At 71.2% G+C, this 26,435-nt stretch carries 22 protein-coding genes; 9 read left to right on the forward strand and 13 right to left on the reverse strand.

The features are described from left to right. Positions 1-222: 222 nt before the first annotated feature. Genes Plo01_RS01520 through Plo01_RS40805 form a run of 3 tightly spaced genes read left to right on the forward strand, consistent with a single transcriptional unit; the run spans position 223 to position 4,508 of the window. On the forward strand, positions 223-690 hold the full coding sequence (locus Plo01_RS01520; RefSeq protein WP_203888607.1) for a PASTA domain-containing protein: 468 nt from the start codon (positions 223-225) through the stop codon (positions 688-690). A 38-nt stretch (positions 691-728) separates the two neighbouring features. After that, positions 729-2,036: a M20/M25/M40 family metallo-hydrolase gene (locus Plo01_RS01525; RefSeq protein ID WP_275415348.1), complete on the forward strand. Its 1,308-nt coding sequence runs from the start codon at positions 729-731 to the stop codon at positions 2,034-2,036. Between the two features lie 45 nt (positions 2,037-2,081). After that, positions 2,082-4,508 (forward strand): WD40 repeat domain-containing serine/threonine protein kinase, encoded by a 2,427-nt coding sequence (locus Plo01_RS40805; protein WP_373871662.1) that lies wholly within the window; start codon positions 2,082-2,084, stop codon positions 4,506-4,508. A 24-nt stretch (positions 4,509-4,532) separates the two neighbouring features. Here Plo01_RS40805 and Plo01_RS01535 read toward each other — a convergent pair whose 3' ends face one another. The 3 genes from Plo01_RS01535 to Plo01_RS01545 form a co-directional block, all read right to left on the reverse strand. Next, the gene (locus Plo01_RS01535; RefSeq protein WP_203888610.1) at positions 4,533-4,988 is read right to left on the reverse strand and encodes an ATP-binding protein; all 456 of its coding nucleotides are present in this window, start codon (positions 4,986-4,988) and stop codon (positions 4,533-4,535) included. Positions 4,989-5,151: 163 nt separating this feature from the next. Next, entirely contained in the window at positions 5,152-5,964 is an 813-nt protein-coding gene (locus tag Plo01_RS01540) for a DUF1206 domain-containing protein (protein ID WP_203888611.1), read from the reverse strand. 109 nt (positions 5,965-6,073) lie between these two features. Next, positions 6,074-7,003, reverse strand: a complete 930-nt coding sequence (locus Plo01_RS01545) for a Ppx/GppA family phosphatase (RefSeq protein WP_203888612.1) — start codon at positions 7,001-7,003, stop codon at positions 6,074-6,076. Positions 7,004-7,453: 450 nt separating this feature from the next. On the opposite strand from Plo01_RS01545, the gene Plo01_RS01550 reads away from it, so the two are divergent. Beyond that, entirely contained in the window at positions 7,454-8,257 is an 804-nt protein-coding gene (locus Plo01_RS01550; RefSeq protein ID WP_203888613.1) for a DUF2382 domain-containing protein, read from the forward strand. Between the two features lie 141 nt (positions 8,258-8,398). On the opposite strand, the gene Plo01_RS01555 is transcribed toward Plo01_RS01550, so the two are convergent. Next, entirely contained in the window at positions 8,399-8,764 is a 366-nt protein-coding gene (locus Plo01_RS01555; protein WP_203888614.1) for a winged helix-turn-helix transcriptional regulator, read from the reverse strand. Positions 8,765-8,884: 120 nt separating this feature from the next. Between Plo01_RS01555 and Plo01_RS01560 the strand changes: the two genes are divergently transcribed. After that, entirely contained in the window at positions 8,885-9,844 is a 960-nt protein-coding gene (locus Plo01_RS01560) for an NADP-dependent oxidoreductase (RefSeq protein WP_307837346.1), read from the forward strand. A 13-nt stretch (positions 9,845-9,857) separates the two neighbouring features. Here Plo01_RS01560 and Plo01_RS01565 read toward each other — a convergent pair whose 3' ends face one another. After that, a complete protein-coding gene (locus Plo01_RS01565) occupies positions 9,858-10,814 on the reverse strand; it encodes a zinc-binding dehydrogenase (protein ID WP_203888615.1) in 957 nt (318 codons plus the stop codon). A 215-nt stretch (positions 10,815-11,029) separates the two neighbouring features. Between Plo01_RS01565 and Plo01_RS01570 the strand changes: the two genes are divergently transcribed. Continuing rightward, positions 11,030-11,980 carry a phosphotransferase enzyme family protein gene (locus Plo01_RS01570; protein WP_203888616.1) on the forward strand — a complete coding sequence of 317 codons (951 nt, stop codon included), beginning with the start codon at positions 11,030-11,032 and terminating at the stop codon, positions 11,978-11,980. A 130-nt stretch (positions 11,981-12,110) separates the two neighbouring features. Here the strand turns inward: Plo01_RS01570 and araA are convergent, their stop codons facing one another. The 8 genes from araA to Plo01_RS01610 form a co-directional block, all read right to left on the reverse strand. Continuing rightward, positions 12,111-13,607, reverse strand: a complete 1,497-nt coding sequence (gene araA / locus Plo01_RS01575; RefSeq protein ID WP_203888617.1) for an L-arabinose isomerase — start codon at positions 13,605-13,607, stop codon at positions 12,111-12,113. Further along, positions 13,604-14,272: an L-ribulose-5-phosphate 4-epimerase gene (locus tag Plo01_RS01580; RefSeq protein WP_239315742.1), complete on the reverse strand. Its 669-nt coding sequence runs from the start codon at positions 14,270-14,272 to the stop codon at positions 13,604-13,606. The genes araA and Plo01_RS01580 overlap by 4 nt, the downstream gene beginning before the upstream one ends. Then, positions 14,269-15,942 carry a ribulokinase gene (gene araB / locus Plo01_RS01585; RefSeq protein ID WP_239315743.1) on the reverse strand — a complete coding sequence of 558 codons (1,674 nt, stop codon included), beginning with the start codon at positions 15,940-15,942 and terminating at the stop codon, positions 14,269-14,271. Before araB ends, Plo01_RS01580 begins: the two co-directional genes overlap by 4 nt. 48 nt (positions 15,943-15,990) lie before the next feature. Continuing rightward, positions 15,991-16,986: a galactofuranose ABC transporter, permease protein YjfF gene (gene yjfF / locus Plo01_RS01590; protein WP_203888618.1), complete on the reverse strand. Its 996-nt coding sequence runs from the start codon at positions 16,984-16,986 to the stop codon at positions 15,991-15,993. After that, positions 16,983-18,038 (reverse strand): ABC transporter permease, encoded by a 1,056-nt coding sequence (locus Plo01_RS01595; protein WP_203888619.1) that lies wholly within the window; start codon positions 18,036-18,038, stop codon positions 16,983-16,985. The genes yjfF and Plo01_RS01595 overlap by 4 nt, the downstream gene beginning before the upstream one ends. Beyond that, complete coding sequence (locus Plo01_RS01600; protein WP_239315744.1) at positions 18,035-19,561, reverse strand: sugar ABC transporter ATP-binding protein; 1,527 nt, start codon at positions 19,559-19,561, stop codon at positions 18,035-18,037. Before Plo01_RS01600 ends, Plo01_RS01595 begins: the two co-directional genes overlap by 4 nt. A 156-nt stretch (positions 19,562-19,717) precedes the next feature. Continuing rightward, positions 19,718-20,716 (reverse strand): ABC transporter substrate-binding protein, encoded by a 999-nt coding sequence (locus Plo01_RS01605; protein ID WP_203888620.1) that lies wholly within the window; start codon positions 20,714-20,716, stop codon positions 19,718-19,720. Between the two features lie 123 nt (positions 20,717-20,839). After that, a complete protein-coding gene (locus tag Plo01_RS01610) occupies positions 20,840-21,829 on the reverse strand; it encodes a LacI family DNA-binding transcriptional regulator (protein WP_203888650.1) in 990 nt (329 codons plus the stop codon). Positions 21,830-22,359: 530 nt separating this feature from the next. Between Plo01_RS01610 and chvE the strand changes: the two genes are divergently transcribed. The 3 genes from chvE to mmsB all read left to right on the forward strand — a co-directional run bounded on the left by chvE (position 22,360) and on the right by mmsB (position 26,366). Then, positions 22,360-23,487, forward strand: coding sequence for a multiple monosaccharide ABC transporter substrate-binding protein (gene chvE, locus Plo01_RS01615; protein ID WP_275415347.1), 1,128 nt, complete (start codon positions 22,360-22,362; stop codon positions 23,485-23,487). Positions 23,488-23,571: 84 nt separating this feature from the next. Further along, on the forward strand, positions 23,572-25,101 hold the full coding sequence (gene mmsA / locus Plo01_RS01620) for a multiple monosaccharide ABC transporter ATP-binding protein (protein WP_203888621.1): 1,530 nt from the start codon (positions 23,572-23,574) through the stop codon (positions 25,099-25,101). A 5-nt stretch (positions 25,102-25,106) separates the two neighbouring features. Continuing rightward, the gene (mmsB, locus tag Plo01_RS01625; protein ID WP_203888622.1) at positions 25,107-26,366 is read left to right on the forward strand and encodes a multiple monosaccharide ABC transporter permease; all 1,260 of its coding nucleotides are present in this window, start codon (positions 25,107-25,109) and stop codon (positions 26,364-26,366) included. Positions 26,367-26,435 lie beyond the last annotated feature (69 nt).

Here is a 26,435-nt window from a genome sequence, read left to right on the forward strand (position 1 = left end):
CGGTCTTCTCTTCCGCCCCGTTCCCCGACCGCGGGATTCTCCCCGTCTCCGGCTTTCCCGCCGTCGGTCTCCACGCCGCCTCGGGGATTCTCCCCGTCTCCGGGATTCTCTTCCCCGCCGGAATTCTCCCCGCTGCCCATCTCCCTGCCGTCCCCTCCCCCGCCGGCTCCGCCCCGCCCGGGCGCGCCGCCCCCGGACGCCTTTCCCGGGCCGGGGAAGGCGGTGGTCGCGATCTCCACCCTGACCGTCATGGGGAGCGTCCTGGCGGCGGGTCTCATCTTCCTGTCCGACAGCTCCGCCGCGCCCGATCCGGGCGCCGCCTCCTCCCCGCCGCCGGTCTACACGGCGGCTCCGGACAGCGGGAGCCCCTCCCCCGGCGGGAGCGGCGCCCCTCCGTCGTCGGACGACCCCCGGAGCGAGCCACCGGGGACCGTCCCGGCCCAGGGGGACGGGGACTCGCACCCCCAGGGCAGGCACCTGGTCCCCGACGTGCGCGGCGCGGACGGGGTGACGGCGAAGAACCGGCTGGAGTCGGCCGGGTTCTACTCCTTCACCATGGTCGCGCCCGGCGGCGGCGCCGTCTCCGACCCCGCCGCGTGGCGGGTGGCGAAACAGTCTCCCGAACCGGACAGGGCGGTGGGCACCGGGGAGCAGATCACGCTGGAGATGGTTCTGATTCCTTCGTTCTGAACGTGGCGGGCGGCCCCCGCCGGGGAACGGAACCCCGCATCGACCGTCAACCGTCCCCCCGGGAGCGTTCTTCCATGAGCGAGGTCGCGCAGATCTGCTCGGACCTGATCAGGTTCGACACCACCAACCCCGGCTCCGGCGAGCGCCCGGCGGCCGAGTACGTCGCCGGTCTGCTGTCCGGCGCGGGCATCGAGCCCGTCGTCTTCGAGTCGGCCCCGCGCCGTACCAGCGTGGTCGCCAGGATCCCCGGCGACTCGCCCGAGGCCCTGCTGATCCACGGCCATCTCGACGTGGTCCCCGCAGAGCCCGCGGACTGGCGCGTCCACCCGTTCTCCGGCGAGGTCGCCGACGGCTGCGTCTGGGGCCGCGGCGCGGTGGACATGAAGGGCACGCTCTCGATGACGCTGGCCCTGGTCCTCGACTGGGCGCGGCGCGGCGTGCGCCCCGGCCGCGATCTGGTGCTGGCCTTCCTCGCCGACGAGGAAGCCACCGGCGAGTACGGCGCGCGCTACGCGGTGACCCGCCACCGGGAGCTGTTCGACGGCTGCACCGAGGCGATCAGCGAGTCGGGCGGCTACAGCGTCGAGGCGGCGGGCGCCCGGATCTACCCCGTCGCGGTGGGCGAGCGCGGCACCGCCTGGATGCGGCTGACCGTCCGCGGCGTCGCAGGCCACGGCTCCCGCCCGCCGGTGGACAACGCGGTCGCCGAGCTCTGCCACGCCGTGTCCCGGCTGGCCTCCCACCGCTGGCCGGTACGGCTGACGCCCGCCGTGGCCGCGCTGATCGACGCGCTGGAGGACATCCTGGGCGAGCGCATCGACCGGGACCGCCTGGAGGCGGAGGCCGACCGGCTCGGCCGGGCCGGCGCGCTGTTCAGGGCGCAGATCCGCAACTCGGCCAACCCGACGATGCTCGAGGCGGGATACAAGGTCAACGTGGTCCCCGGCTCCGCCGTCGCCCACGTGGACGGCCGGTTCCTGCCCGGGCTGCGCGAGGAGTTCCTGCAGACGGTCGACCGGCTCCTCGGCCCCAAGGTGACACGCGAGTTCGTGAACCTGGAGGAGGCCCCCTCCGCGCCGCTGGACGCCCCGTTCTTCGACCGGCTCGGCGCGGCGCTGGTGGCGGAGGACCCGGCCGCGCGGCCGGTGCCGTACGTGATGTCGGGCGGGACCGACGCCAAGTCCTTCGCCGGCATCGGCATCGACGGGTACGGCTTCGCCCCGCTGATGCTCACCCCCGACCTCGACTACCACGGCATGTTCCACGGCGTGGACGAGCGCGTTCCGGTCACCGGCCTGGAGTTCGGGGTGCGCGTCCTGGACCGTCTGCTCACCTCACGGGGCTGATCCCGCACCGTCCGCCCCTTCGGGGGGACCGAAGAACGTCATGAGATGGATAGCCCTGATATATCGTGCTTTCTGTCACTTCGGGACTCGGTTGACCAGCATGGAGGTCGGATGCCCAAGGTCCGGCCGTTGCGCCCGGAAGAACCCGCCCAGCTGGGCGGGTTCAAGCTGCTCGGATCCCTCGGCGAGGGTGGCCAGGGATCCGTCTATCTCGCCGAGGGCGCCGACGGCGAGCAGGTGGCCCTGAAAATCCTGCACGCCCGGCTGATCGGCGACGCCTCGGCCCGCGAGCGGTTCGTGCGGGAGGCCGACGCCACGCGCCGGGTGGCGCCCTTCTCCACTGCCCGCGTGATCACCGTGGGGGTGGACGAGGACCGGCCCTACATCGTCAGCGAGCTGGTCCGGGGCGACTCCCTGCAGCAGGTGGTGACCGGGAGCGGGCCGCTGCGGGAGGACGCGCTGGTACGGCTGGCCATCGGGACGATCGCCGCGCTGGCGGGGATCCACCGGGCCGGGATCGTGCACCGCGACTTCAAGCCGAGCAACGTGCTGCTCGGCCCCGACGGGCCCCGCGTCATCGACTTCGGGATCGCCCGGGCCCTGGACGGCACCTCGACCCTGTCCAGCGGCGTGCTCGGCACCCCGGCCTACATGTCGCCCGAGCAGATCTCCGGCGACCGGCTGAGCCCGGCCACCGACGTGTTCAGCTGGGCGGTGACCATGGTGTTCGCCGCCACCGGGCGCCCCGCCTTCGGCGACGACGCCACCTATCCGGTGATCATGCACCGCATCCTGCGGACGGAGCCGGACCTGTCCGCCGTCCCGCCGCCCCTGCGGGGCCTGCTGACCCGGTGCCTGAGCAAGGAGCCCGCCCAGCGCCCCTCCGCGACCGACCTGATGCTGGCCCTGGTCTCCGACCACGGCGCCGACGCCCCCGCTCTTCCCGGCGTCGCCCTCCCCGGCGTCGATCAGGGTCCGCCCGGGCCCGGCCGGGCCCCGGCCGCCGGGCCGGGGCCGTCCGCGTGGTCCCCCGGCGACACGTCACCGTCGTGGTCCCCCGGCGCGCCGCCGCCGCCGTGGTCGCCTCCCGTGGCGCCGCCCGCCTGGCAGGCTCAGCCGGGCCACACCCCGATGCCCCCGCCGTGGGGAGACCCGCGCGGGAGCCGTACCGAGCCCGGCTCTCCCTGGGGCGGCCCGCCCGCTGCGGCCGGGACCCCCCACTGGAGCGGCCCGCCCGGCCCCGCCGGTCCCGCCGCGCCCTGGGGCGGCCCGCCCGGTCACCCCCGTCCCGGCCAGGCCGACGACGCCCGGCGGAGGAAGAAGGCGATGACCGTCGCCGCCGCGGTGGCGACGGTGCTGGTGGCCGTCGCCGTCGTGGTCGTGGTCGTCCGTTCCTCCTCCACGACGGGCGAGCCCGGCGTCTCCCCGTCGGCCCTCGCCGTCACCGGCTCCGCCTCCCCGCCCACGTCCTCGCCCGAGGCGACCGCGTCGCCGACGGCCACGGCGTCCCCGACGGACGCTCCCACCGGCATCCCGGACGGGGTCACGAAGCTCTGGGCCACCGCGGGCTCCCGCCCGTGGATCAACGCCCTCACGATCGGCGACTCGGGCGGCGAGCAGATCGTCATCTCCGGTGACGACAAGGGCGTGATCGAGCGGTGGCGGCTGTCCGACGGCAGCGCGTTCGGCCGGCCCATCACCGCGCACCGGATGAGGATCAACTCGCTGGCCGCCGGGACGAGCGACGGCCGCGCGCTCATCGTCTCGGTCAGCAACGACCGGACGATCCGCCGGTGGGACCTGGCCAGCGGGCAGCCCGTGGGCAAGGTCATCCGCGCCGACTCCGAGGTGTACGCCGTCAACCTGGTGCAGGTCGGCGGCCGTACCGTGATCGCCGCGGAGCTGGGGACCGGGACCGGGCTCTACGACCTCGGCACGGGCGACCGGCTCCCCCTTCAGGGGGTGAGCCTGTCCATCAACGCCGTCTACCGCAACCTCGGCGGCCGCGCGGTGGGCGTCGGCGGCGACTACGCCACGCCGCCCGGAGTCGTCGCCTACGATCTGGGGACCGGCGCGCAGATCGGCCAGGCGTTCAAGGGGCACGAGTCGAGCATCCAGGCCGTCGACGTCGGCATGGTCGGCGACCGCCAGGTGGTGCTCTCCGGCAGCGAGGACAAGACCATCCGGCGCTGGGACCTGGGCACCGGGGAGCAGATCGGCGAGCCGCTGCGGGGGCACACCGACCACATGCGGAAGGTCGCCCTGACCGAGCTCGGCGGGCGCACCGTCATCCTGTCCACCTCGCTCGACGACACGCTCCGCGTCTGGGACTTCACGGCCGACGGAGGGCCCGCGCGCACCATCCCGCTGGATTCGGCCGCCATCTCCCTGACCCTCACCAAGGTCGACGGCGACCTGGTGGCCCTGTGCGGGGACCTCGACGGCGTCGTCACCGCCTGGAAGATCACCTGAGGGCCGCCCCGGCTCACCCGGGGATCATCCGACGCCGGCCAGCCGCCCCAGCGGCACGGCGGCGAACTCCTGGACGAGCTCGAACCAGACCTTGTTGACCCCCGCCTCCCGGACCAGGCCCCAGCGGTGGGCCAGCGCCTCCACCAGCGGCAGGCCACGGCCGCCGGTGGCCTCGTCCGAGGCGTGGCACACGCAGGGGATCTCCGGCGATCCCTCGTCCTGCACGCAGACCCGCACGCCGCCGGGTGAGCGGCACACCATGAGGGTGAAGGCCCCGCCCTGCCCGGACCTGGAGTGGACCACCGCGTTGGTGGCGAGCTCGCTGGTCAGCAGCACGCAGTCGTCGTAGAGCGGGTGATCGCGGCCCAGGGTCATCGAGATCAGGCGGCGGGCCTGCCCCACCTGATCCGGAGCCCCCTCCAGGCGGACGGCCCACTGGATTCCATCATGCTCTGCGTCATACTCCGGCGAGTCGTTCATGCGATCCTCCCGATGCTGTTCGCGCTCTGGAAGACGCGGCACCCGGAAGGTCAGATGTCTCGAAAAAGTAGGAGTTGGATCACTCACCGGACAGGCAGGTCGGGCTTGCCAGGCGGACGCCCGCCTGCATGCCCGCACCTGCCGTCACGTGCGCTTTCCCGCGTCACACCCGATGCCAGCGCGCCTCGAAGAAACAGTAGACCGCGAACAGGAGCAGACCGAGCGCGACGATTCCCAGCAGCCACCCTCCCGCGGGGGTCTCGGCCAGCGCGCGGAGCGTCGCGTCGATGCCCTTGGCCTGGTCCGGGTCGTAGCTGACCGCCGCCTGGATCACGAAGACGCCGGCCGCCACCGCGATCACACCGCGGGCCAGGTATCCGGCCAGGCCGAGCCGCTCGGCGAGCGAGCGCATCTTCGGGGGCATCTCACCGGTCCGCAGGTCCTTCAGGAAGCGCCGCTTCCAGCCCTTGTGGATCCAGTACGCGCCCAGCGCGATCACGCCCAGTCCCACCAGGCCCACGATGATCTGCCCGCCGGGCAGGTCCATCAGCTTCGCGGTGAGGTCCCTGGAGTGCTCGTCGGTCGAGCCTCCGTGGTCGTTGCGGAGCAGCAGACCGAGCAGCGTGGCCGTGACCAGCGCGTAGACGGCCGTACGTCCGGCCGACTCCACCCGCTCCTTGGTCTGGCCGCGCCCGATGAGCGCCTCGGAGAGCTGCCACACGGTCAGCGCGGCGAAGCCCACGGCCATCAGCCAGAGCAGCACCGTGCCGAACGCCTGCTGCTGGACCAGCTCTATCGCACCCGTCTTGTCGGCCTCCTTGCCCCCGCTCCCCTGCCCGAGAGCGATCTGCAGAGCCAGGAAACCGATCAACCCGTAGAGGACGCCCCGGCAGACCATGCCCAGGCGGGCCAGCCTGTCCAGCGTCCGGCTGTCCGCCGCCCGGCGCGCGGCGCCTTCCACCTGAGAAGCATTCATACCAGTGCGCTCTTACCTGTCGAACGACCGGTAAACCTGGCCGGAGCCCGGCGCCGGGGCCGTGGCGGCGGCGCGATCAGCCCGGGTCCCGGCCCGGACGGCGGCGCGATCAGCCCGGCAGCGTGTCCAGGTGCCTCAGGATGATCCCCTCCCGCAGCGCCCAGGGGCACAGCTCCAGCTCGTCGACCTGGAACAGGTCCATGGTCGCGTCGGCGACGACCGCCCCGGCGGGCAGCTGCCGTACCCGCCCCTCCGAGACGCCCGGCAGCCCCGCGCGCTCGGTGGAGTCCATCGCGGCGAGCCGCCCGGCCCACGCGGTCAGGTCGCCGTGCCGGAGCGTCCGGCGGATGTTCGGTCCCTCGCTGGACGAGGCGGCCCCCGTGATCCGGGCCAGCTGCTTGAACGTCTTGGAGGTCGCCACCGCGTGGTCGGCCCGGCCGTACCGGACGACGTCGCCCACCGAGCGGGCGATCTCCGCCCGCACGTGCCTGCGCAGCGCCCGCACCTCCTCGGCCGGGGGCGGGTCGGCGGTGAACCAGCCCCGGGTCAGCCGTCCCGCGCCCAGCGGGAGCGAGATCGCCACGTCCGGCTGCTCGTCGATGCCGGAGGCGATCTCCAGTGAGCCCCCGCCGATGTCGAGCACCAGCAGCCGCCCCGACGACCAGCCGAACCACCGGCGCACGGCCAGGAACGTCAGCCTCGCCTCGTCCTGCCCGGAGAGCACCCGGATGTCCACCCGCGTCTCGTCCTTGATCCGCGCGAGCACCTCCTCGCCGTTGACGGCCTCCCGCACCGCCGAGGTGGCGAACGCCATGAGGTCCTCCACGCCCTTGTCCTCGGCGATCCGCAACCCCTCCTCGACGCACGCCTGCAACCGGGCGGCCCCTTCCGCGGAGAGCCGCTCGCCGTCCTCCATGTGCTCCGCGAGCCTCAGTTCCACCTTGTGCGAGTAGGCCGGCAGCGGCCGCGCCCCCCGATGGGCGTCCATCACCAGCAGGTGAACCGTGTTGGAACCGATATCGAGAACGCCCAGTCGCATGGGTCGAAGTTACTACTCCTCCAGAGCCGATCTTCCCGGGGCACGGCACCGGGAACGGCGAGACGCGACCGGGCTTCGTCGGCGGGGACCGATATTCCCCTCAGGGCGTCCGGCGGCGCCGACCGACCGCTACCGACGGCTGTCGTCCCACGAGCGGCGATCACGGAGGCGCCGCCGGGCGCCACCGGGTAAGCCTGTTGTCACCTTTCGATAGCAGGAATGAAAAAACCGCAGCTCAGCCCAGCCTTCCGGATCGTCGATCCGATCGCGGCGAGCTCTGGACGGCACCGGCCGGAACCCGGACGCGAGCTGGGGACGGGCGGCCCCTCCCGCACCCGCCGCACCACCGGCGGTGATCGCGGCGCCCGGGACCGATTTTGTGTTTTCGGGTTTCCCTCATGGATGTGCGGTTACCGAGTGGGACGAACCACAAAGGAGGGAAGGAACGACGTGATCACTCAGAACCAGATCCAGACCGTCATCAACCAGGATGTATACGACATCACCGGCGAGAAGATCGGCGAAGTCAAGCACGTCTACCTCGACGAGGCCACCGGCCGCCCCGAGTGGCTGTGCGTCAAGACCGGCCTGTTCGGCACCAAGGAGACCTTCGTGCCGGCCCAGGCCGCCGACGTGGTCGCCGACCACGTCGAGGTGGGCTACCCCAAGGACCGCGTCAAGGACGCCCCCAGCGTCGACGTGGAGGCCGGCGGGCACCTGTCGCCCGACGAGGAGCGCGAGCTGTACCGCTACTACGACATCGACTGGGACTCCTCCTGGCACCACGCCAACCGGCCCGGCGAGGCGGGCGGGCGGGCCGGGTGGGCCCACACCGGCGGACAGAGCGAGCGCGAGCGGCTGGGCCGTACCGACGAGGCCATGACCCGCTCCGAAGAGCGGCTGCAGGTCGGCACCGAGACCCACCAGGCGGGGAAGGCGCGGCTGCGCAAGTACGTGGTCACCGAGGAGCAGCAGGTGAGCGTGCCGGTCAGCCATGAGGAGGTCCGCATCGAGCGCGAGCCGATCACCGGGGCCAACCGGGACGCGGCGCTGTCGGGCCCGGACATCAGCGAGGCCGAGCACGAGGTGACCCTGCACGCCGAGCACCCGGTGGTGGACAAGCGGACCGTTCCGGTCGAGCGCATCCGCATGGGCAAGGAGACGGTCACCGGCCGGGAGGCCGTCTCGGGCCAGGTCCGCAAGGAGCACGTCGAGGTCGAAGGCGACACCGACGACTCCGGCCGCAGGTTCTGACCGGCCGGCTCCTCGCAGGTCCCGCCGTCCCCGTCCACGGGGGCGGCGGGACCTTTTCCCGCTCGCCGCACCGGCGCCGCACGGAGCCGAGTCCGCACCGCCGTACGGCGGCTCAGCCGTCGACGTCCGGACGTGCCCCCGTCACATCCCTTCCCGAAGCTCGTCGAGGTGGCGTTCGACCCAGGAGCGCAGCGCCCCCAGGGGCTCGGCCACTCCGCGTCCCAGCCCGGTCAGCTCGTACTCGACGTGCAGGGGGACGGCGGGATAGATCGTGCGGTCCACGAACCCGGCGTCCTCCAGGCGGCGCAGCGTCTGGGTGAGCACCTTGGGACTGATGCCCTCCAGGCGGCGCTGCAGCGCCCCGAAGCGCTGCGGGCCCTCCTCCAGCACTCCGATCGCCAGCGCCGTCCACTTGTTGGCCAGCAGGTCCAGCACCCCCCGGCACGGACACTGCGCCGCGTAGACGTCGTGCCTGTCGTGCCGTCCCGTGGCACAGGTCGTGGACATGGGAGATCCTTCCCGCCGCAGGCTCTATGCTTTCCGAAAGGAAGTAGTAGCCCTTGATAGTTACTACATCCCTGAAGATAGCGTGCTCCCGTCCTGATCCGAACCGGCGAGGAGACATCGATGCCACTCATGCGTGCGATCAGCCAGGACGCCTTCGGCGGGCCCGAGGTCCTGCGTCCCACACGACTGCCCCGGCCCGAACCGCTTCCCACCGAGGTCCTGGTCCGCGTCGTCTCGGCCGGGATCAATCCGGTCGACCACAAGACCCGCGGCGGGGGCGGCATGGCCGGGGTGCTCGGCGATCCCCCGTTCGTGCTGGGCTGGGACGTCTCCGGGGTGGTCGAGGAGGTCGGTTTCGGAGTGCACACCCTGCGGGCGGGCGACGAGGTGTACGGCATGCCGTGCTTCCCCCGCCAGGCGGGCGGCTACGCCGGGTACGTCACCGCGCCCTCCCGGCAGTTCGCCCGCAAGCCCCGCTCGCTGGGCCACGACGAGGCGGCGGCCGTGCCGCTGGCCGCGCTCACCGCCTGGCAGGCCCTGGTGGACGCCGCCGCCGTACGGCCCGGCCGGCGGGTGCTCGTCCACGCCGCGGCGGGAGGCGTCGGGCACTTCGCCGTCCAGTTCGCCAAGCACCTGGGGGCGCATGTGACCGGCACCGCTCGCGCGGACAACCACGAGTGGCTGTACGGGCTGGGCGCCGACGACCTCGTCGACTACACCGCGACCCGTTTCGAGAAGGAGATGGACCGGGTGGACGTGGTCATCGACCTGGTCGGTGACGAACACGACTCCACCAGCACCCGGTCACTGGACGTCCTGGCTCCCGGCGGTCTCCTCCTGGCGATCCCGTCCGGGGTCTCCCCCGAACTGCTCCGGCGGGCGCAGGAGCGCGGCGTGCGCGCCGCCCCGTTCCTCGTCGAACCGGACGGCCCGGCGCTGACCCGCATCGCCCGGCTGATCGACGACGGCCACGTCAGGGTCGAGGTCGAGGAGGTGTTCCCCCTGGAACGGGCCGCCGAGGCACACGAGCGCCTCGCGCGGGGCCGTACCCGCGGCAAGCTCGTCCTGCGCGTCGGCTGAACCGGCGGCCCGGTCAGCGCACCTCCAGCAGGGTCTTGCCCACCGTGGCCCGCGACTGGATGGCGGCGTGCGCGTCGGCCGCCCGCTCCAGCGGGAAGCGCTGGCCGATCACCGGGCGGAGCCGTCCGGCCGCGGCCTCGGCCAGCGCGCTCTCGGTGAACGCGCGCAGTTCCTCCGGGGTGGCCTGGGCCCGTACCAGCGACACCCCGCGTTCGGCGGCGGTCTCCTCCGGCACGTCCGCCCACGAGCCGCCGGCCAGGCCGTAGCTGAGCATCCGCCCGCCCCGGCCGAGCAGTTCGAAGGCCGAGCGGGCGATGTCGCCGCCGACCCCGTCGAAGACGACGTCCAGCTCGCCGACGGCCTGGCGCACCTGCTCCGCCCAGTCGGGTTCCCGGTAGTCGACCGTCACGTCGGCGCCCAGGTCCCGGGCCAGCTCCAGCTTGCGGGGGCCGCCGGCCGCCGCGACGACCCCGGCCCCGGCGGCGCGGGCGAGCTGGACCAGCAGGGTGCCCACCCCGCCCGCCGCAGCCTCGACCAGCACGCGGTCCCCGGCGCGCACTCCCGCGGCCCGGAGCATCATGGTCGCGGTACGGCCGTCGGCCAGCAGCGCGACCGCGGTGTCGAGCTCCAGCCCGTCCGGGACCTCGATCAGCCCGGCGGCGTCCACCGCGACGCGCTCGGCGTAGCCGCCCGACCCGCCGGTGGAGGTGATCACCCGCCTGCCGGCCAGGCGATCGTCCACCCCGGGGCCCACCGCCGTGACGACGCCGCCGACGCCGTTGCCCGGGATGACCGGGAGCTCGGCCTTGAACGGGCCGAAGCCCCCGGACCGGAACTGCGTCTCCACGAAGGTGATGTTGGCGAACGCCACCTCGACCAGTGCCTGCCCCGGACCGGCCACCGGGTCCGGGGCCTCCCCCGCGACCAGCACCTCCGGCCCGCCGAACTCCTTCAACCACACCGCGCGCATCGGTTCACGCCCCTCGACTCGACTACGAGGCGATCATGCTTCCTCAAGCATGGTTGAGGTCAAGGCGGCGAATTCTCCGCCACCCGCCCGGCCGCTCCCGGCCGTGATGAGAATGCGGATGATCCGCCATAACCTGATGGGTGCCAGAACCACCGCGTCGACCGGCGGCGGGCCGGCTCCGGCGCGTGCAGATATCACCGGTGGCGGGAGGCGGGATGAGCGGCGTGACACGGACACCGGTGGGGCACGGGATCGATCCTGAGGTGTGCTCGCACTGGCGGCTGACGCCCGGCCGGGTGCTGGGCGACCGGGTGGCGGGCACGTGGGAGGCCACGCGGGACGGCGCGGCGTACGTGGTGAAGCACTTCGGCCCGGCGGCCCATCCCGACTGGCGTTACCCGTTGCGTGTCGCGGCGGCGCTGCGGGCGCAGGGGTGGCCGACTCCCGAACCGGCGGAGGAGCCGCTGGCCGGGCCCGGCGGCGCATGGGTGCTGTTCCACCGGTTGCCCGGCCGGTCCATGCGGCCGGGCGAGACGGACAGGCCGGCTGAGGAGCGCGCCCGCGGCCGGTTGCTCGCCGAGCTGCACGCAGCCGCGGCGGCCACCGGCATCACCGACCAGCGGAACGGTTTCACCGGCCCCGCGGAGCTGGTGACGGATCCGGAGCTGGACCGCTGGCTGCGCGTGCACGAGCTGGCCCGCCCGGCCGAAGGGCGGATGCTGCGGACCTGCCGTGACGCGGCGGCGGAATGGTTCGCCGGCAACCCGGCCCCGGATGCCCCCCGCAGCGTGATCCACGGTGACTTCGCCCCGTGGAACCTGCTGTTCGACGACGGACGGCTGACCGGCGTGCTCGACTTCGAAGCGACCCGCCACACCTTCCAGGTGGCCGACTTCGCGCTGTCCTGGCGCGGGTACCAGGACGACGTCCTACGGGGCTATGACGAGGTGCGCGCCCTGTCCGACCTCGAGTGGCACCTGGTGCGACCGGTGTTCTGGGCGTGGCTGCTCATCGGGGTCAAAGATCTGCTCGCCGCCCACTACGGCGGCGGCGCCGGCGCCGCCGGCGCGGCGCCACCGGAGCTGGGGTGGCAAATCTCCCATCTGCGGAAACACTCCCCTCTGCTGGCACAGAAAGGACACCCTCCGCGTACGGCATGGGAGTGACACGCCGCGCGGGCGGCAGGGGACGCGTCGTACGGGCGGCGCCGGATCACGCCGCCCCCACGACTCGCCGCACCGGCGCCGGGCCTCGCTCTGGTGCGCGCCGTATCGGCGCAATTCAGACCGTACGTGGTCAGAAGCCCTGGGCCAGGCGGTAGTAGGCCTGGTTCCAGCGGATCTCCTTGGTGAACTGCCGGATCTCGGTGCCGGCGTCGATGACGAGCAGCTCGACGCCGAGCATGTCCGCGAAGTCGGCCAGTTCCTCGGTCCCCACGGCGGCCGAGAGCACGGTGTGGTGCGGCGCGCCGGCCGTCAGCCACGCCTCGGCGGAGGTGCGCATGTCGGGGCGGGGCCGCCACACGGCGCGGGCCACCGGGAGGTTCGGCAGCGGCTCGGCGGGATTCACGACGTCGATCTCGTTGGCGACCAGCCGGAACCGCTCGCCCATGTCCGCCAGGCCGACCACCACGGCGGGCCCGGGCCGGGCGTCGAAGACCAGCCGGACCGGGTCCTCCCGGCCGCCGATGCTCAGCGGGTGGATCTCGCAGGAGGGGGTGCCGGAGGCGATGGTCGGGCAGACCTCCAGCATGTGCGCGCCGAGGATGAGCTCCTGGCCCGGCACCAGGTGGTAGGTGTAGTCCTCCATGAACGACGTCCCGCCGTCCAGTCCGGTGGACATCACCTTCAGCGTGCGCAGCAGCACCGAGGTCTTCCAGTCGCCCTCGCCGCCGAAGCCGTACCCGTCGGCCATCAGCCGCTGCACGGCCAGGCCGGGGAGCTGGCGCAGGCCGCCGAGGTCCTCGAAGTTCGTGGTGAACGCCTTGAACCCGCCCGCCTCCAGGAAGCCGCGCAGGCCGAGCTCGATCCGGGCGGCGTAGCGCAGCGAGTCGTGCCGGTCTCCTCCGGCGCGCAGCTCGGCGGCCACCGCGTAGGTGTCCTCGTACTCCTTGACGAGCCCGTCCACCTCGGAGTCCGGGGCGGCGTCGACGGCGGCCACCAGGTCGTTGACCCCGTAGGTGTTGACCGAGACCCCGAAGCGCAGCTGCGCCTCGACCTTGTCGCCCTCGGTGACGGCCACGTCGCGCATGTTGTCGCCGAAGCGGGCCAGCTTCAGCGAGCCGACCTCGGCGCGCCCGGCCGCGGCGCGGGCCCACGCGCCGATCCGTCCGGCCACCGACGGGTCGCTCACGTGTCCCGCGACGGTCTTGCGGGGCACCCCGAGCCGGGCCTGGATGTGCCCGAACTCGCGGTCGCCGTGGGCGGCCTGGTTCAGGTTCATGAAGTCCATGTCGATGGAGGCCCAGGGCAGTTCCAGGTTCGCCTGGGTGTGCAGGTGCAGCAGCGGGGTGCGCAGCGCGTCGAGCCCGGCGATCCACATCTTGGCCGGGGAGAACGTGTGCATCCACGCGATCACTCCGATGCACGCGTCGGAGGCGTTCGCCTCCAGGCACATGCGCCGGATCGCCCCGGCGTCGGTGAGCACCGGCTTCCACACCACGGGGAACGGCAGCGCCTCGTTCAGCTCCTCGGCGATCCGCCGGGACTGCTCGGCCACCTGCCGCAGCGTGTCCTCGCCGTACAGTCCCTGGCTCCCGGTCAGGAACCAGATCTCGCGCTCTTGACGGGTCACCGTGAACTCCTCTGTCCGTAAACGTTCTGGTAGCGGTCGTACAGGCTGTCGATGTCGGCCTGGGCGATGGGCAGCGGCGTGCCGAGCTGCCGGGAGACGTGCACCGTGCGGGCGACGTCCTCGCACATCACGGCGGCCTTGACGGCGGCCTTGGCGGAGGCGCCGATGGTGAAGACGCCGTGGTTCTGCATCAGGACCGCCGGGGAGCGGTGACCCTCCAGCGTGGCGACGATGCCCTTGCCGATGTCGTCGCCGCCGATCAGCGCGAACGGCCCCACCGGGATCTCGCCGCCGAACTCGTCGGCCATCGCGGTGAGCACGCACGGGATCGCCTCGCCGCGGGCCGCCCAGGCCGAGGCGTAGGTGGAGTGGGTGTGCACGACGCCGCCGACGTGCGGCATGGCCCGGTAGACGTAGGCGTGGGCGGCGGTGTCGCTGGAGGGGGCGTGGTCGCCCTCGACCAGGTTGCCGTCCAGGTCGCACACGACGATCGACTCGGGGGTCAGGTCGTCGTAGGAGACGCCGCTCGGCTTGATCACGAACAGGTCCTCGCCCGGCACCCGGCCCGAGACGTTGCCCGCGGTCCAGGCGACCAGGTTGTTGCGGACCAGCTCGGCGTGGAGCGCGCAGACGGTCTCCTGCAGTTCCCGCACACGAGAGCTCACGCGGTCACCTCGTTCCGCAGGGCGCGCAGGCGGTGCAGGACGTCGTTGCCATGGGGGTGCTCTCCTCGCCCGAAGTGGTCGTGCAGGTGGCAGTACTCGGCGTAGAGCCGGTCGTAGGCGTCGGCGCGCCCGGCGTCGGGCACGTAGGCGGCCTCGGTGCGCTTGCCCATGGCCGCGGCGGCCTCCCCGATGCCCGGGTAGGCGCCGGCGGCGACGGCGGCGTGGACGGCCGAGCCGAGCGCCGGGCCCTGCTCGGAGCCGATCACCGAGATGGGGCGGCGCAGCACGTCGGCGTAGACCTGCATGAGGAAGCGGTTCTTCAGCAGGCCGCCGGCGGCGACGAACTCCTCCACCGGCACCCCGGCGTCCTCGAACGTCTCGACGATCATGCGGGCGCCGAAGGCGGTGGCCTCGATGAGCGCCCGGTAGGTGTGCTCGGGCCGGGTGGCGAGGGTCTGGCCGACGATCACGGCGGACAGGTCGTGGTCGACCAGGACCGACCGGTTGCCGTTGTGCCAGTCGAGCGCGACCAGGCCGTGCTCGCCGACCTTCTGCGCGGCGGCCAGCTCGGTGAGGTGCTCGTGCACGGTACGGCCGAGCCGCCCGGCCTCGCGCTCGTAGGAGGCGGGCACGCAGGTGTCGACGAACCAGCCGAAGATGTCGCCGACGCCGGACTGGCCGGCCTCGTAGCCCCACAGGCCCGGCACGATGCCGTCGCGCACCACGCCGCACATGCCCGGCACCTCGGCCAGGGCGTCGGAGGACATGACGTGGCAGGTGGAGGTGCCCATGATGGCGACCATCTGGCCGGGCCGCACGGCGTCGGCGGCGGCCGCGGTGACGTGGGCGTCGACGTTGCCGACCGCGATCGCGATCCCCTCGGGGAGCTTGGTCCACTCGGCGGCCTCGGCCGTCAGACGGCCCGCGAGGCCGCCGAGTGGAGCCAGTTCCCGGCCGAGCTTGCCGGTGAAACCGGCGAAGGCGGGATTGAGCTCGGCCAGGAAGTCATCGGAGGGGTAGGCGCCGTCCTGGAAGACCCCCTTGTACCCGGCGGTGCAGGTGTTGCGGGACTCCACGCCGGTGAGCTGCCAGATGATCCAGTCGGCGGCCTCGATCCAGCGCTCGGCCAGGCCGTAGACCTCGGGGTCCTCCTCCAGCACCTGCAGGCCCTTGGCGAACTGCCACTCGGAGGAGATCTTCCCGCCGTAGCGCGGGAGCCAGCTCTCGCCCCGCCGTTCGGCCAGGGCGTTGATCCGGTCGGCGTGCGGCTGGGCGGAGTGATGCTTCCAGAGCTTGGGCCAGGCGTGCGGCCGCTCGGCCAGCCCGTCGACCTCGCACAGGGGCGTGCCGCCGGCGGTGGCGGGCAGCACGGTGCAGGCGGTGAAGTCGGTGCCCAGGCCGATGACCTGGGACGGGGAGATTCCGGAGGCGGCGACCGCCTCGGGCACCGCGGTGCGCAGCACCTCGCGCCAGTCCTGCGGCGACTGCAGAGCCCAGTCCGGCCCCAGCTTCACGTCCGTGCCGGGCAGCCGGTCCTCGATCACGCGGTGGGCGTACTCGTGTACGGCGCTGCCGACCTCGGCGCCGTCGGAGACGCGGACCACGACGGCGCGTCCCGACAGTGTGCCGAAGTCGACGCCGATCACATAGTGATCGTTGTTAGCGTTCACATTGTTCCCCGAATCAGAAGAGACATAGAGGGCGGCTCCATTCCGGCGTCAGGACCGTCGCGCTGTGATCAGGCGCTGCAGCAGGATGAAGACGAACAGCAGCAGACCGATGAAGATCTTGGTCCACCAGGGGCTGAGGGTCCCCTCGAAGCTGATGATCGTCTGAATGAGGCCGAGGACGAGCACGCCGAGGACGGTCCCGAGCAGATAGCCCGACCCGCCGGTGAGCAGCGTCCCTCCGATGACGACCGCCGCGATCGCGTCCAGTTCCATGCCGAGCGCGTTGAGGCCGTACCCGGAGAGCGTGTAGAGCGAGAACAGCACGCCGCCGAGCGCGGAGCAGAAGCCGCTGATCGTGTAGACCGCGATCTTCGTCCGGGCCACGGGCAGGCCCATGAGAAGCGCCGACTGCTCGCTGCCCCCGATGGCGTAGACATTCCTTCCCAACCGGGTGTAATGCAGCATATATGCCGCAAAGAGGACTACCGCCAGGGCGATGACGACGCTCACCGAGAGGTGCATCTCGCCGGGCAGGCTGATCTGCGTCTGGGCGACGGCGGTGTAGGTCTCCTCGGTGATCGGGATCGAGTCGGTCCCGATGACGTAGCACAGGCCGCGGGCCAGGAACATGCCCGCCAGCGTGACGATGAACGGCTGGATCTCGAAGTAGTGGATCATGCAGCCCATCGCGAGGCCGAGCACCGAGCCGATGAGCAGCACCAGCGGGACCACCGCCAGCGGCGACCAGCCGTGGTCCGTCATGAGGGTCGCCGTGACCATGGTGGAGAGCGCGACCACCGCGCCGACCGACAGGTCGATGCCCCCGGTGAGGATCACGAAGGTCATGCCGACCGCCAGGACGAGCAGGAAGGCGTTGTCGATGAAGACGTTGAGCACGATCTGGCCGGAGGCGAACGCCTCGTAGCGCAGGCCGCCGACGGTGAACATGGCCACCAGCAGGCCCGCCGTCACCAGGACGGGGAGGTAGCGCTGCCGGTCGCGGAGCGCCGCGGATCGGCCGGCGGTCAGGACGTCCGAGCTCATGCCGGCACCTTCACCTTCGGGTCGGCGCTCGCCGGCGCCGCCTGGGGACGGCGACGGCGGCGGTTGAGGGCCTTCTCCCGGAAGGCGGGGGACTGCAGCAGGCACACCGCGACCACGACGAGCGCCTTGAACAGCAGCGTCGTCTCCGGCGGGATGCCGATGGTGTAGATCGTGGTGGTCAGCGTCTGGATGACGAGCGCGCCGAGCACGGTGCCGCCGAGGGAGAAGCGGCCGCCCGCCAGAGAGGTGCCGCCGATCACGACGGCGAGGATGGCGTCGAGCTCGATCCAGAGGCCGGCGTTGTTGCCGTCGGCGCTGGAGACGTTCGAACTGACCATCAATCCCGCGATGCCCGCGCAGAGCGCGCAGAAGGCGTAGACCGTCACGATCAGCCCGCGCGAGCGGATGCCCGCCAGCCGGCTCGCCACCGGGTTGCCGCCGACGGACTCCAGGAGCAGCCCCAGGGCCATCCTCCGGGTGAGGAACGCGGTGATCGCGAGCACGGCCGCCACGATCAGCACGCCGAACGGCAGAGTGAGCCAGTAGCCGCCGCCGATGAGCTTGTAGGGGGCGCTGTTGACGGTGAGGATCTGCCCGTCGGTGATCAGCTGGGCGAGGCCGCGTCCCGCCACCATGAGGATGAGCGTGGCGACGATCGGCTGGATGCCGATCCCGGCGACCAGGACCCCGTTGCACAGTCCCAGGAACAGCGCGAGCCCCAGGGCCAGGCCGACGGCCGTGAGCACGCCGCCCACGCTCTGCTGATCGTCCAGGTCGGTGATCCACAGGCAGGCCAGGGCCCCGGAGATCGCCACGACCGAGCCGACCGACAGGTCGATCCCGCCGGTGGCGATGACGAGGGTCATGCCGATCGCGACGAGGATCAGCGGCGCGCCGAACCGGGCGATGTCGATCAGGCTGCCGTAGAGGTGGCCGTCCTTCAGCTCGACGGACAGGAAGCCCGGCGTGAAGAACACGTTGGCCGCCAGCAGCAGGACGAGCACGGCCGCCGGCCAGAAGAGCCGGTGCCTGATCACGGCGGCGGCGTTCATGCGCGGCCTCCGCTCGCGATGGTCTCCATGAGGACTCCGGTGGTCAGGTCGTCGTCGTTGGGCAGCTCGGCCACCAGTCGCCGGTCCCGCAGGACCCCGACCTTGTGGCTGAGCCGGAGCACCTCCTCCAGCTCGGCGGAGATGAACAGCACCGCCATGCCGCCGTCGGACAGCTCCACGACCAGGCGCTGGATCTCGGCCTTGGCTCCGACGTCGATGCCCCGGGTGGGCTCGTCGAGGATGAGCAGCTTCGGCTCGACGATCAGCCAGCGGGCCAGCAGCACCTTCTGCTGGTTGCCGCCGCTGAGGTTCTTCACCGGGCGGTCGGGGTCGGCCGGTCTGATCTTCAGCGCGTCGATGTACTTGGCGACGAGCTCGTCCTGGGTGCGGCGCGGGATCGGCCGGGCCCACCCGCGGGCGGCCTGGAGGGCCAGGATGATGTTCTCCCGGACGGTCAGGTCGGGGATCAGGCCCTCGGCGCGGCGGTTCTCCGAGCAGAAGGCGATCCCGTGGTTCGTGGCGGCGCGCGGCGTGCGCAGCGTCACGGGCGCGCCGCCGACGGACAGTTCGCCGGTGGTGGCGTGGTCGGCGCCGAACAGCAGGCGCGCCACCTCGGTGCGGCCGGAGCCGAGCAGCCCGGCCAGGCCGACGACCTCCCCCTCGTGGATGGTGAGGGTGAACGGCTCGACGGCGCCGGGGCGGCCCAGCGACCTCGCCTCGGCGAAGGGCCGCGAGCGCTCGGCGGCGGCGATGTCCTTGGGCGCGTTCTCGAGCGACTCGAGGTCCTTCAGTTCCTTGCCGATCATCTTGCCGACCAGCTCGACCTGGCCCAGCTCGCCGGTGAGGTACTCCCCCACCAGCCTGCCGTCGCGCAGGATCGTCATCCGGTCGGCGATCTCGTAGATCTGGTCGAGGAAGTGGGAGACGAACAGGATGGCGATGCCCTCGGCCTTGAGCCGGCGCATCACCCGGAACAGCTGCGCGACCTCGCCCGCGTCGAGGCTGGAGGTCGGCTCGTCGAGGATCAGCACCCGCGCGGAGACGTCGACGGCGCGGGCGATGGCGACCATCTGCTGGACGGCCAGGGAGCAGGAGGACAGCGGGGCCGACACGTCGACGTGGATCTCCAGCCGCTCCAGCACCGCGGCGGCGCGGCGCCGTACCTCCTTCCAGTGGATCCGGCCGAAGCGGCGCGGCTCACGGCCGATGAGGATGTTCTCCGCGACCGAGAGGTTCGGGCAGAGGTTGACCTCCTGGTAGACCGTGCTGATGCCGGCCTGCTGCGCCGCCAGGGGGCCGGAGAAGGACACCGGCGCGCCGTCCAGCGTGATCTCGCCGCCGTCGACGGCGTGGACCCCGGTGAGGACCTTGATCAGGGTCGACTTGCCGGCGCCGTTCTCGCCCATCAGGGCGTGCACCTCTCCCGGCAGGAGCCGGAAGTCGACGTCGCTCAGGGCTCTGACGCCGGGGAACTCTTTACAGATCCCGCGCATGTGCAGGATCGGGGCGGGTGCGTCGTCCATGCGGCGTCCCTCTCCTCTTCATCTGGTCCTCTGATCCGTGGGCTTCCCGATTCACCGGGTCCACGTGGTCCGCCGTGCCGCCCGCCGGCCCGGAGAGGGCCGGCGGGCTCCCGCGGCGGGCCGCTCCGGAGTGCGAGTCCGGGGCGACCCGACCGGTCAGTACTGACGGCTGGGCAGGGCTTCCTTCGCCTGCTCCTGGGTGAACGTCGTCTCCTCGGTCACCACGCGGGCGGGCACCTGCTCTCCCGCGACGACCTTCTTGGCCAGGTCCATCAGTTGCGGGCCGAGCAGCGGGCTGCACTCGACGATGTAGTTGATCTTTCCGTCGGCCAGCGCCTGCATGCCGTCCTTGACCGCGTCGACCGTGATGATCTTGATGTCCTTGCCCGGGACCTTGCCCGCGCCCTCGATCGCCTCGATCGCGCCCAGGCCCATGTCGTCGTTGTGCGCGTAGAGCACGTCGATGTCCGGGTTGGACTTCAGGAAGGCCTCCATGACCTCCTTGCCCTTGGCGCGGGTGAAGTCGCCGGTCTGCGAGGCGATCACCTTGAACTTGGCGTCGGCCCCGATGACCTCGGCGAAACCGGCCTTGCGGTCGTTGGCGGGAGCCGAACCGGTGGTGCCCTGCAGCTCGACGATGTTCACCGTCTCAGTGGAGTCCTTGTACTCCTCCACCAGCCACTGCCCGGCCTTCTTGCCCTCCTCGACGAAGTCGGAGCCGAGGAAGGTCTTGTAGAGGCTGGTGTCCTGCGAGTCGACGGCCCGGTCGGTCAGGATCACCGGGATCTTGGCGTTCTTGGCCTCCTTGAGCACGGTGTCCCAGCCGGACTCGACGACCGGGGAGAAGGCGATGACGTCGACCTTCTGCTGGATGAAGGAGCGGATCGCCTTGATCTGGTTCTCCTGCTTCTGCTGCGCGTCGGAGAACTTCAGGTCGATCCCGGCCGTCTTGGCCGATTCCTGGACGGACTTGGTGTTGGCGGTGCGCCAGCCGCTCTCCGCGCCGACCTGGGAGAAGCCCATGGTGATCTTGTTGTCACCACCGCCCGATCCCGATCCCGTTTCCGTCGCCGACGTCGCCCCGCCGCTCCCGCAGCCGGCCATGGTCATCACGGTGGCGCCGACAAGCAGCAGCGCCGACATCCTCTTGAACACGTGGGGGGTCCTTTCAACTATGTGAGCGTTAACATCGTTGCCCGACGTCGCACCCTTTTCCGTACGGCCCGCGGAGGGCCGCTGTGCGGCTGCGCGCCGCGCGATTCCGGTACGGCGGTACGGTTACCGCCGGGCCGGCGCGGTGCTGGCCCTGACTTTGAACAGCGGCGGGACCACCAGCCTCTCGCGTGAGCGATCCTGCCCCGCCTCGATCTGCCGGAGCAGGATCCCGATGCTGTTGCGGCCCACCGCCCCGAAGTCCTGACGGACCGTGGTGAGCGGCGGGGAGAAGAACTCCGACTCGGGCACGTCGTCGAAGCCGACGACGCTGACCTGCCCGGGCACCTCGACGCCCGCCTCGGCGAACGCCCTCAGCAGCCCCAGCGCCATCTGGTCGTTGGCCACGAACACCGCCGTGACCTCGTCCATCTCGGCCAGGATCCGGCCCGCCTGGTAACCGGAGCGCGGGCTCCAGTCGCCGGGCAGGATCTCGGGGACCGCCCTGCCGTTGGCGATCAGCACCCCGCGCCAGCCCGCGATGCGGCCCTCGGCCTCCAGCCAGTCCGACGGACCGCTGACGTGCCAGACGGTCTCGTGGCCCAGGCCGATCAGGTGCTCGGTGGCCAGCCTGGCCCCCTCGACCTGGTCGACGCTGACCACGGAGACGTCGCCGGCGTGGTCGCCCTCGACGGCCACCATGGGCACGTCCGCCGGGAGGTCGGCCAGCGCGCGGGCCGCCGACCGCTGCGGGGCGACCACGACGATGCCGTCGACGCCCTGATCGGCCAGGTAGTCCAGCGCGTCGCGCACTCCGGCCCGGTCCATGGTCCGCAGGCTGACGATGCTGACGAAGTATCCCGCGTCCCTGGCGGCCTGCTCGATCCCGTAGACCGTGCTGGCCGGGCCGTACAGCGTGGTGTCGAAACTCACCACGCCGAGCGTGCGGGAGTGGCGGGTGACGAGGGCGCGGGCGACCAGGTTGCGGCGGTAGCCGAGCTGGTCGATCGCCGCCAGGACCCGGGTGCGGGTCTCGGCGCGGACGTTAGGGTGGTCGTTGAGCACACGCGAGACCGTCTGGTGCGACACTCCGGCCACCTTGGCCACGTCGGCCATCACCGGAGAGCGGCGCCCTCGGCTGGTAGAGCTCACCGGTGCTCCTTTCCTCGTCTGAGGAGACTGTGAGCGTTAACATCCCCCACCGTCAAGAGTCTCGCTCATTACAGTGCGGTCACGGGCCCCCACCCCGGCGGCCCGCTTTTGATCCGCCCGAAACACATGTTTCCGAGCGCGGGTTTTCCGGGGCTCCGTCACCCGCCCCGGGCCGGGACGGGTGACCCGAAAGGGATTTTGTACTCTCATGTCCGGTTAACCTCGATGTCACGTTGCTGTTACGACGCTTGACAGGCATCCGGACCCCGAATTTGATAGCGCTCACACCCCGACCAGCTGGACCGACGGGTGTGTTGGCGATGTTGTGAGCGTTAACAAGAGCGGGCGGGCCGGAACGCCGGACCACAGCCGCTCCGGCGCCGCCGCATCGGAACGTTTCCGGAAGCCATACGGGCGGCTTCCGGGCCGCCGACCGCGGCGACAAGGCCGGCACCACCTCCAGATCGATATCGCGTTCGTATGAAGGGCAGAACATGAGGCTCTCGAAGCTGGCCACCGTGCCTGTTGGCCTGGCTCTCGCCATGGTGATGACCGCCTGCGGCTCCGCCACCAAGACCGTCGACCAGGAGCAGACCGCGACCGGGTCGTCGGAGGGCGCCCTGGTGGGCGTCACCATGCCGACCAAGTCCTCCGAGCGATGGATCCACGACGGCGACAACGTCAAGAGCTCTCTTGAGAAGCTGGGCTACAAGGTCGACCTGCAGTACGCGGAGAACGACATCCCCACCCAGGTCAACCAGATCGAGAACCAGATCACCAAGGGCGCCAAGGTTCTGATCGTCGCCTCGATCGACGGCACCGCGATCACCACCCAGCTCCAGCAGGCGGCCGACAAGAAGATCCCCGTGATCGCCTACGACCGTCTCATCCGCAACTCCCCGAACGTCGACTACTACGCCACCTTCGACAACTACAAGGTCGGCGTGCAGCAGGCGACCTCGCTGCTGGTGGGCCTCGGGCTGAAGAAGCAGGACGGCTCCGAGGGCGACGCCAAGGGCCCGTTCAACGTCGAGATCTTCGCCGGCTCCCCGGACGACAACAACGCGACGTTCTTCTACAACGGCGCGATGGACACCCTCAAGCCCTACATCGACAAGGGCACCCTGGTCGTCAAGAGCGGTGAGACCGACTTCAAGACCGTCGCCATCCTGCGCTGGGACCCGGCCACCGCGCAGAAGCGCATGGAGGACCTGATCACCAAGGCCTACTCCGACGCCAAGGTCCAGGGCGTGCTCTCGCCGTACGACGGCCTGTCCATCGGCATCCTCTCGGCCCTCAAGAGCAGCGGGTACGGCACCGCCGACCAGCCCTACCCGGTCGTCACCGGCCAGGACGCCGAGGTCGCCTCGGTGAAGTCGATCATCGCCGGCGAGCAGTACGCCACGATCTACAAGGACACCCGCCAGCTGGCCGAGGTGACCGTCAAGATGGCCGACGCCCTGCTCAAGGGCGGCAAGCCCGAGGTGAACAACACCACCGACTACGACAACGGCAACAAGGTCGTCCCGTCCTACCTGCTCGAGCCCGTCATCGTCTACAAGGACAACTACAAGCAGGCCCTCGTCGACACCGGCTACTACACCGAGGACCAGCTCAAGTAGCCGACCGGCACCCCGTGCTCGGGTCCCCGGCCGCAGCGGCCGGGGACCCGTCCCGGTGAGAAGAGCGACGCGGAGACGGACGCGATGACCGACTACATACTTCAGATGCGCGGGATCACCAAGACCTTCCCGGGCGTCAAGGCCCTCCAGGACGTCAACCTCGCGGTCCGGAGGGGTGAGATACACGCGATCTGCGGAGAGAACGGCGCCGGCAAGTCGACCCTGATGAAGGTCCTGTCCGGTGTCTACCCCCACGGGACCTACGAGGGCGAGATCCACTTCGACGGGGAGCCGTGCCGGTTCTCCGGCATCAGGGACAGCGAGCGGCGCGGCATCGTCATCATCCACCAGGAGCTCGCGCTGAGCCCCTACCTGTCGATCGCCGAGAACATCTTCCTGGGCAACGAGCGCACCAGCCGCGGGCTGATCGACTGGAACCGCACCAACGCCGAGGCCGCGGAGCTCCTGGAGCGGGTCGGGCTGCGCGAGAACCCGGTGACGGCCGCGATGGACATCGGGGTGGGCAAGCAGCAGCTGGTCGAGATCGCCAAGGCCCTGTCGAAGGAGGTCCGCCTGCTCATCCTCGACGAGCCGACCGCGGCGCTCAACGACGAGGACTCGGCGCACCTGCTCAACCTGCTGCGGGGGCTGCGCGACGAGGGCATCACCTCGGTGATCATCTCGCACAAGCTCAACGAGATCGCGGCCATCGCCGACTCCACGACCATCATCCGGGACGGGCGGACGATCGAGACCCTCGACATGAAGGCCGACCGCGTCACCGAGGACCGGATCATCTCCGGCATGGTCGGGCGCGACCTGGAGCACCGCTACCCGCCGCACGAGCCGACGATCGGCGAGGAGGTGCTGCGGATCGAGGACTGGACGGTGCACAGCCCGGTCCAGCACGACCGCGCCGTCGTCTCCGGCGCCGGCCTGACGCTGCGCCGCGGCGAGATCGTCGGCCTGGCCGGCCTGATGGGCGCCGGCCGCACCGAGCTGGCGATGAGCCTGTTCGGCCGGAGCTACGGGGTGGGCATCTCCGGGCGCGTGTACAAGAACGGCGAGGAGATCCGGATCGGCTCGGTCCGCGAGGCGATCGCCCACGGCATCGCCTACGCCACCGAGGACCGCAAACGGTACGGGCTCAACCTCATCGAGGACATCAAGCGCAACGTCTCGGCCGCGGCGCTGGGCAAGCTCGCCAGGCGGGGCTGGATCAACGGCAACGAGGAGCACAGGGTCGCCGACGGCTTCCGGGCCGGCATGAACATCAAGGCCCCGGACGTCTCGTCGATCACCGGGCAGCTCAGCGGCGGCAACCAGCAGAAGGTCGTGCTCTCGAAGTGGATCTTCACCGACCCCGACGTGCTGATCCTCGACGAGCCCACCCGCGGCATCGACGTGGGCGCCAAGTACGAGATCTACACCATCATCAACGAGCTGGCCGACCAGGGGAAGGCCATCCTGGTGATCTCCTCGGAGCTCCCCGAGCTGCTCGGTCTCTGCGACCGCATCTACGCCATGTCGGCCGGGCGGATCACCGGTGAGCTGCCGCGGGCCGAGGCCACCCAGGAACGGCTCATGCAATTCATGACGAGGGAAAAGGAATAACGGCCATGAAGAGCGTCGAGAAGGCCACGGCCGACACCCCACCGGCCGGCGGTGCTCCCCCGCACCTGGCCGCGAAGCCGTCCGGCGGCCGCCTCTCCTTCAACCTGCGGCAGAGCGGCATCTACATCGCCTTCGCGCTGATCATCGTTCTGTTCTCCATCCTGACCGACGGTGAGCTGCTCAGCCCGCAGAACATCTCGAACATCATGGTGCAGAACTCCTACATCCTGGTCCTGGCGATCGGCATGATCCTGATCATCATCGCCGGTCACATCGACCTGTCCGTGGGATCGGTGGTGGCGCTCAGCGGCGCGATCTCGGCGGTGCTGATGGTCGAGATGGACATCGCGTGGCCGCTGGCCCTGCTCATCACGCTCATCGCCGGCGCGCTGATCGGCGCCTGGCAGGGCTACTGGGTCGCCTACTTCGGCATCCCGGCGTTCATCGTCACCCTCGCCGGGATGCTGGTGTTCCGGGCGCTGACGCTGACCGTGCTCGGCAACCAGGGCATCGGCCCCTTCCCCGACGAGGTCCGCACCCTGTCCAACGGCTTCGTCGAGGGCTACCTGGGCAACATCGGGCTGGGCCCGCTCGGCGGCGCCGACCTGATCACCCTCCTCGTCGGCCTCGCCGCCGTGGCCGCGATCATCGGCAGCCAGTGGCGCGCCCGCCAGGGACGCATCGGCTACCGGCAGTCGGTCGACTCGCTGCCCGTGTTCGCCCTCAAGATGGCCGCCGCCTCCGCCGTCGTGCTCGTGGTGATCGTGCAGCTGGCCCGGTTCAAGAACCTCCCCTGGGTCCTGGTGCTCCTGGCCTTCCTCGTCGTGGGCTACACCCTGGTCACCAACCGCGCCGTCTTCGGCCGGCACATCTACGCCATCGGCGGCAACCTGCACGCCGCGCGCCTGTCGGGCATCAACGTCAAGTCCGTCACGTTCTGGCTCTTCGTGAACATGGGCGTGCTGTCGGCGATCGCCGGGATCATCTTCGCCGGTCGCCTCAACCAGGCCGGTCCCACGGCCGGCAACAGCTTCGAGCTCGACGCCATCGCGGCGGCGTTCATCGGCGGCGCCGCCGTCCAGGGAGGCGTCGGCAAGGTGGTCGGCGCGATCACCGGCGGCCTCATCATGGCCGTGATCAACAACGGCATGTCCCTCATCGGCGCGCCGAGCGAGCGGGTGATGCTCTTCAAGGGCCTCGTCCTGCTGGCCGCCGTCGCGCTCGACGTCTGGGCCAAGCGCCGCGCCGGCGCCTCGGCCGGCTGACGGCCGCGGGCACGCGACGGCGGGTATACGGGCTGTATGACAGCGCACACGGCGGGCGCGGACCTCGGG

This window comes from Planobispora longispora (assembly GCF_016863135.1).
Classification (GTDB): domain Bacteria; phylum Actinomycetota; class Actinomycetes; order Streptosporangiales; family Streptosporangiaceae; genus Planobispora; species Planobispora longispora.

Bases quoted from the DNA above. Each gene is read 5' to 3' on its own strand.
- Plo01_RS40805 (WP_373871662.1), top strand. From the start codon at position 2,082: ATGGATAGCCCTGATATATCGTGCTTTCTGTCACTTCGGGACTCGGTT.
- Plo01_RS01535 (WP_203888610.1), bottom strand. From the start codon at position 4,988: ATGAACGACTCGCCGGAGTATGACGCAGAGCATGATGGAATCCAGTGG.
- Plo01_RS01540 (WP_203888611.1), bottom strand. From the start codon at position 5,964: ATGAATGCTTCTCAGGTGGAAGGCGCCGCGCGCCGGGCGGCGGACAGC.
- Plo01_RS01545 (WP_203888612.1), bottom strand. From the start codon at position 7,003: ATGCGACTGGGCGTTCTCGATATCGGTTCCAACACGGTTCACCTGCTG.
- Plo01_RS01555 (WP_203888614.1), bottom strand. From the start codon at position 8,764: ATGTCCACGACCTGTGCCACGGGACGGCACGACAGGCACGACGTCTAC.
- Plo01_RS01560 (WP_307837346.1), top strand. From the start codon at position 8,885: ATGCCACTCATGCGTGCGATCAGCCAGGACGCCTTCGGCGGGCCCGAG.
- Plo01_RS01565 (WP_203888615.1), bottom strand. From the start codon at position 10,814: ATGCGCGCGGTGTGGTTGAAGGAGTTCGGCGGGCCGGAGGTGCTGGTC.
- Plo01_RS01570 (WP_203888616.1), top strand. From the start codon at position 11,030: ATGAGCGGCGTGACACGGACACCGGTGGGGCACGGGATCGATCCTGAG.
- yjfF (WP_203888618.1), bottom strand. From the start codon at position 16,986: ATGAGCTCGGACGTCCTGACCGCCGGCCGATCCGCGGCGCTCCGCGAC.
- Plo01_RS01595 (WP_203888619.1), bottom strand. From the start codon at position 18,038: ATGAACGCCGCCGCCGTGATCAGGCACCGGCTCTTCTGGCCGGCGGCC.
- Plo01_RS01600 (WP_239315744.1), bottom strand. From the start codon at position 19,561: ATGGACGACGCACCCGCCCCGATCCTGCACATGCGCGGGATCTGTAAA.
- Plo01_RS01610 (WP_203888650.1), bottom strand. From the start codon at position 21,829: ATGGCCGACGTGGCCAAGGTGGCCGGAGTGTCGCACCAGACGGTCTCG.
- chvE (WP_275415347.1), top strand. From the start codon at position 22,360: ATGAGGCTCTCGAAGCTGGCCACCGTGCCTGTTGGCCTGGCTCTCGCC.
- mmsA (WP_203888621.1), top strand. From the start codon at position 23,572: ATGACCGACTACATACTTCAGATGCGCGGGATCACCAAGACCTTCCCG.
- mmsB (WP_203888622.1), top strand. From the start codon at position 25,107: ATGAAGAGCGTCGAGAAGGCCACGGCCGACACCCCACCGGCCGGCGGT.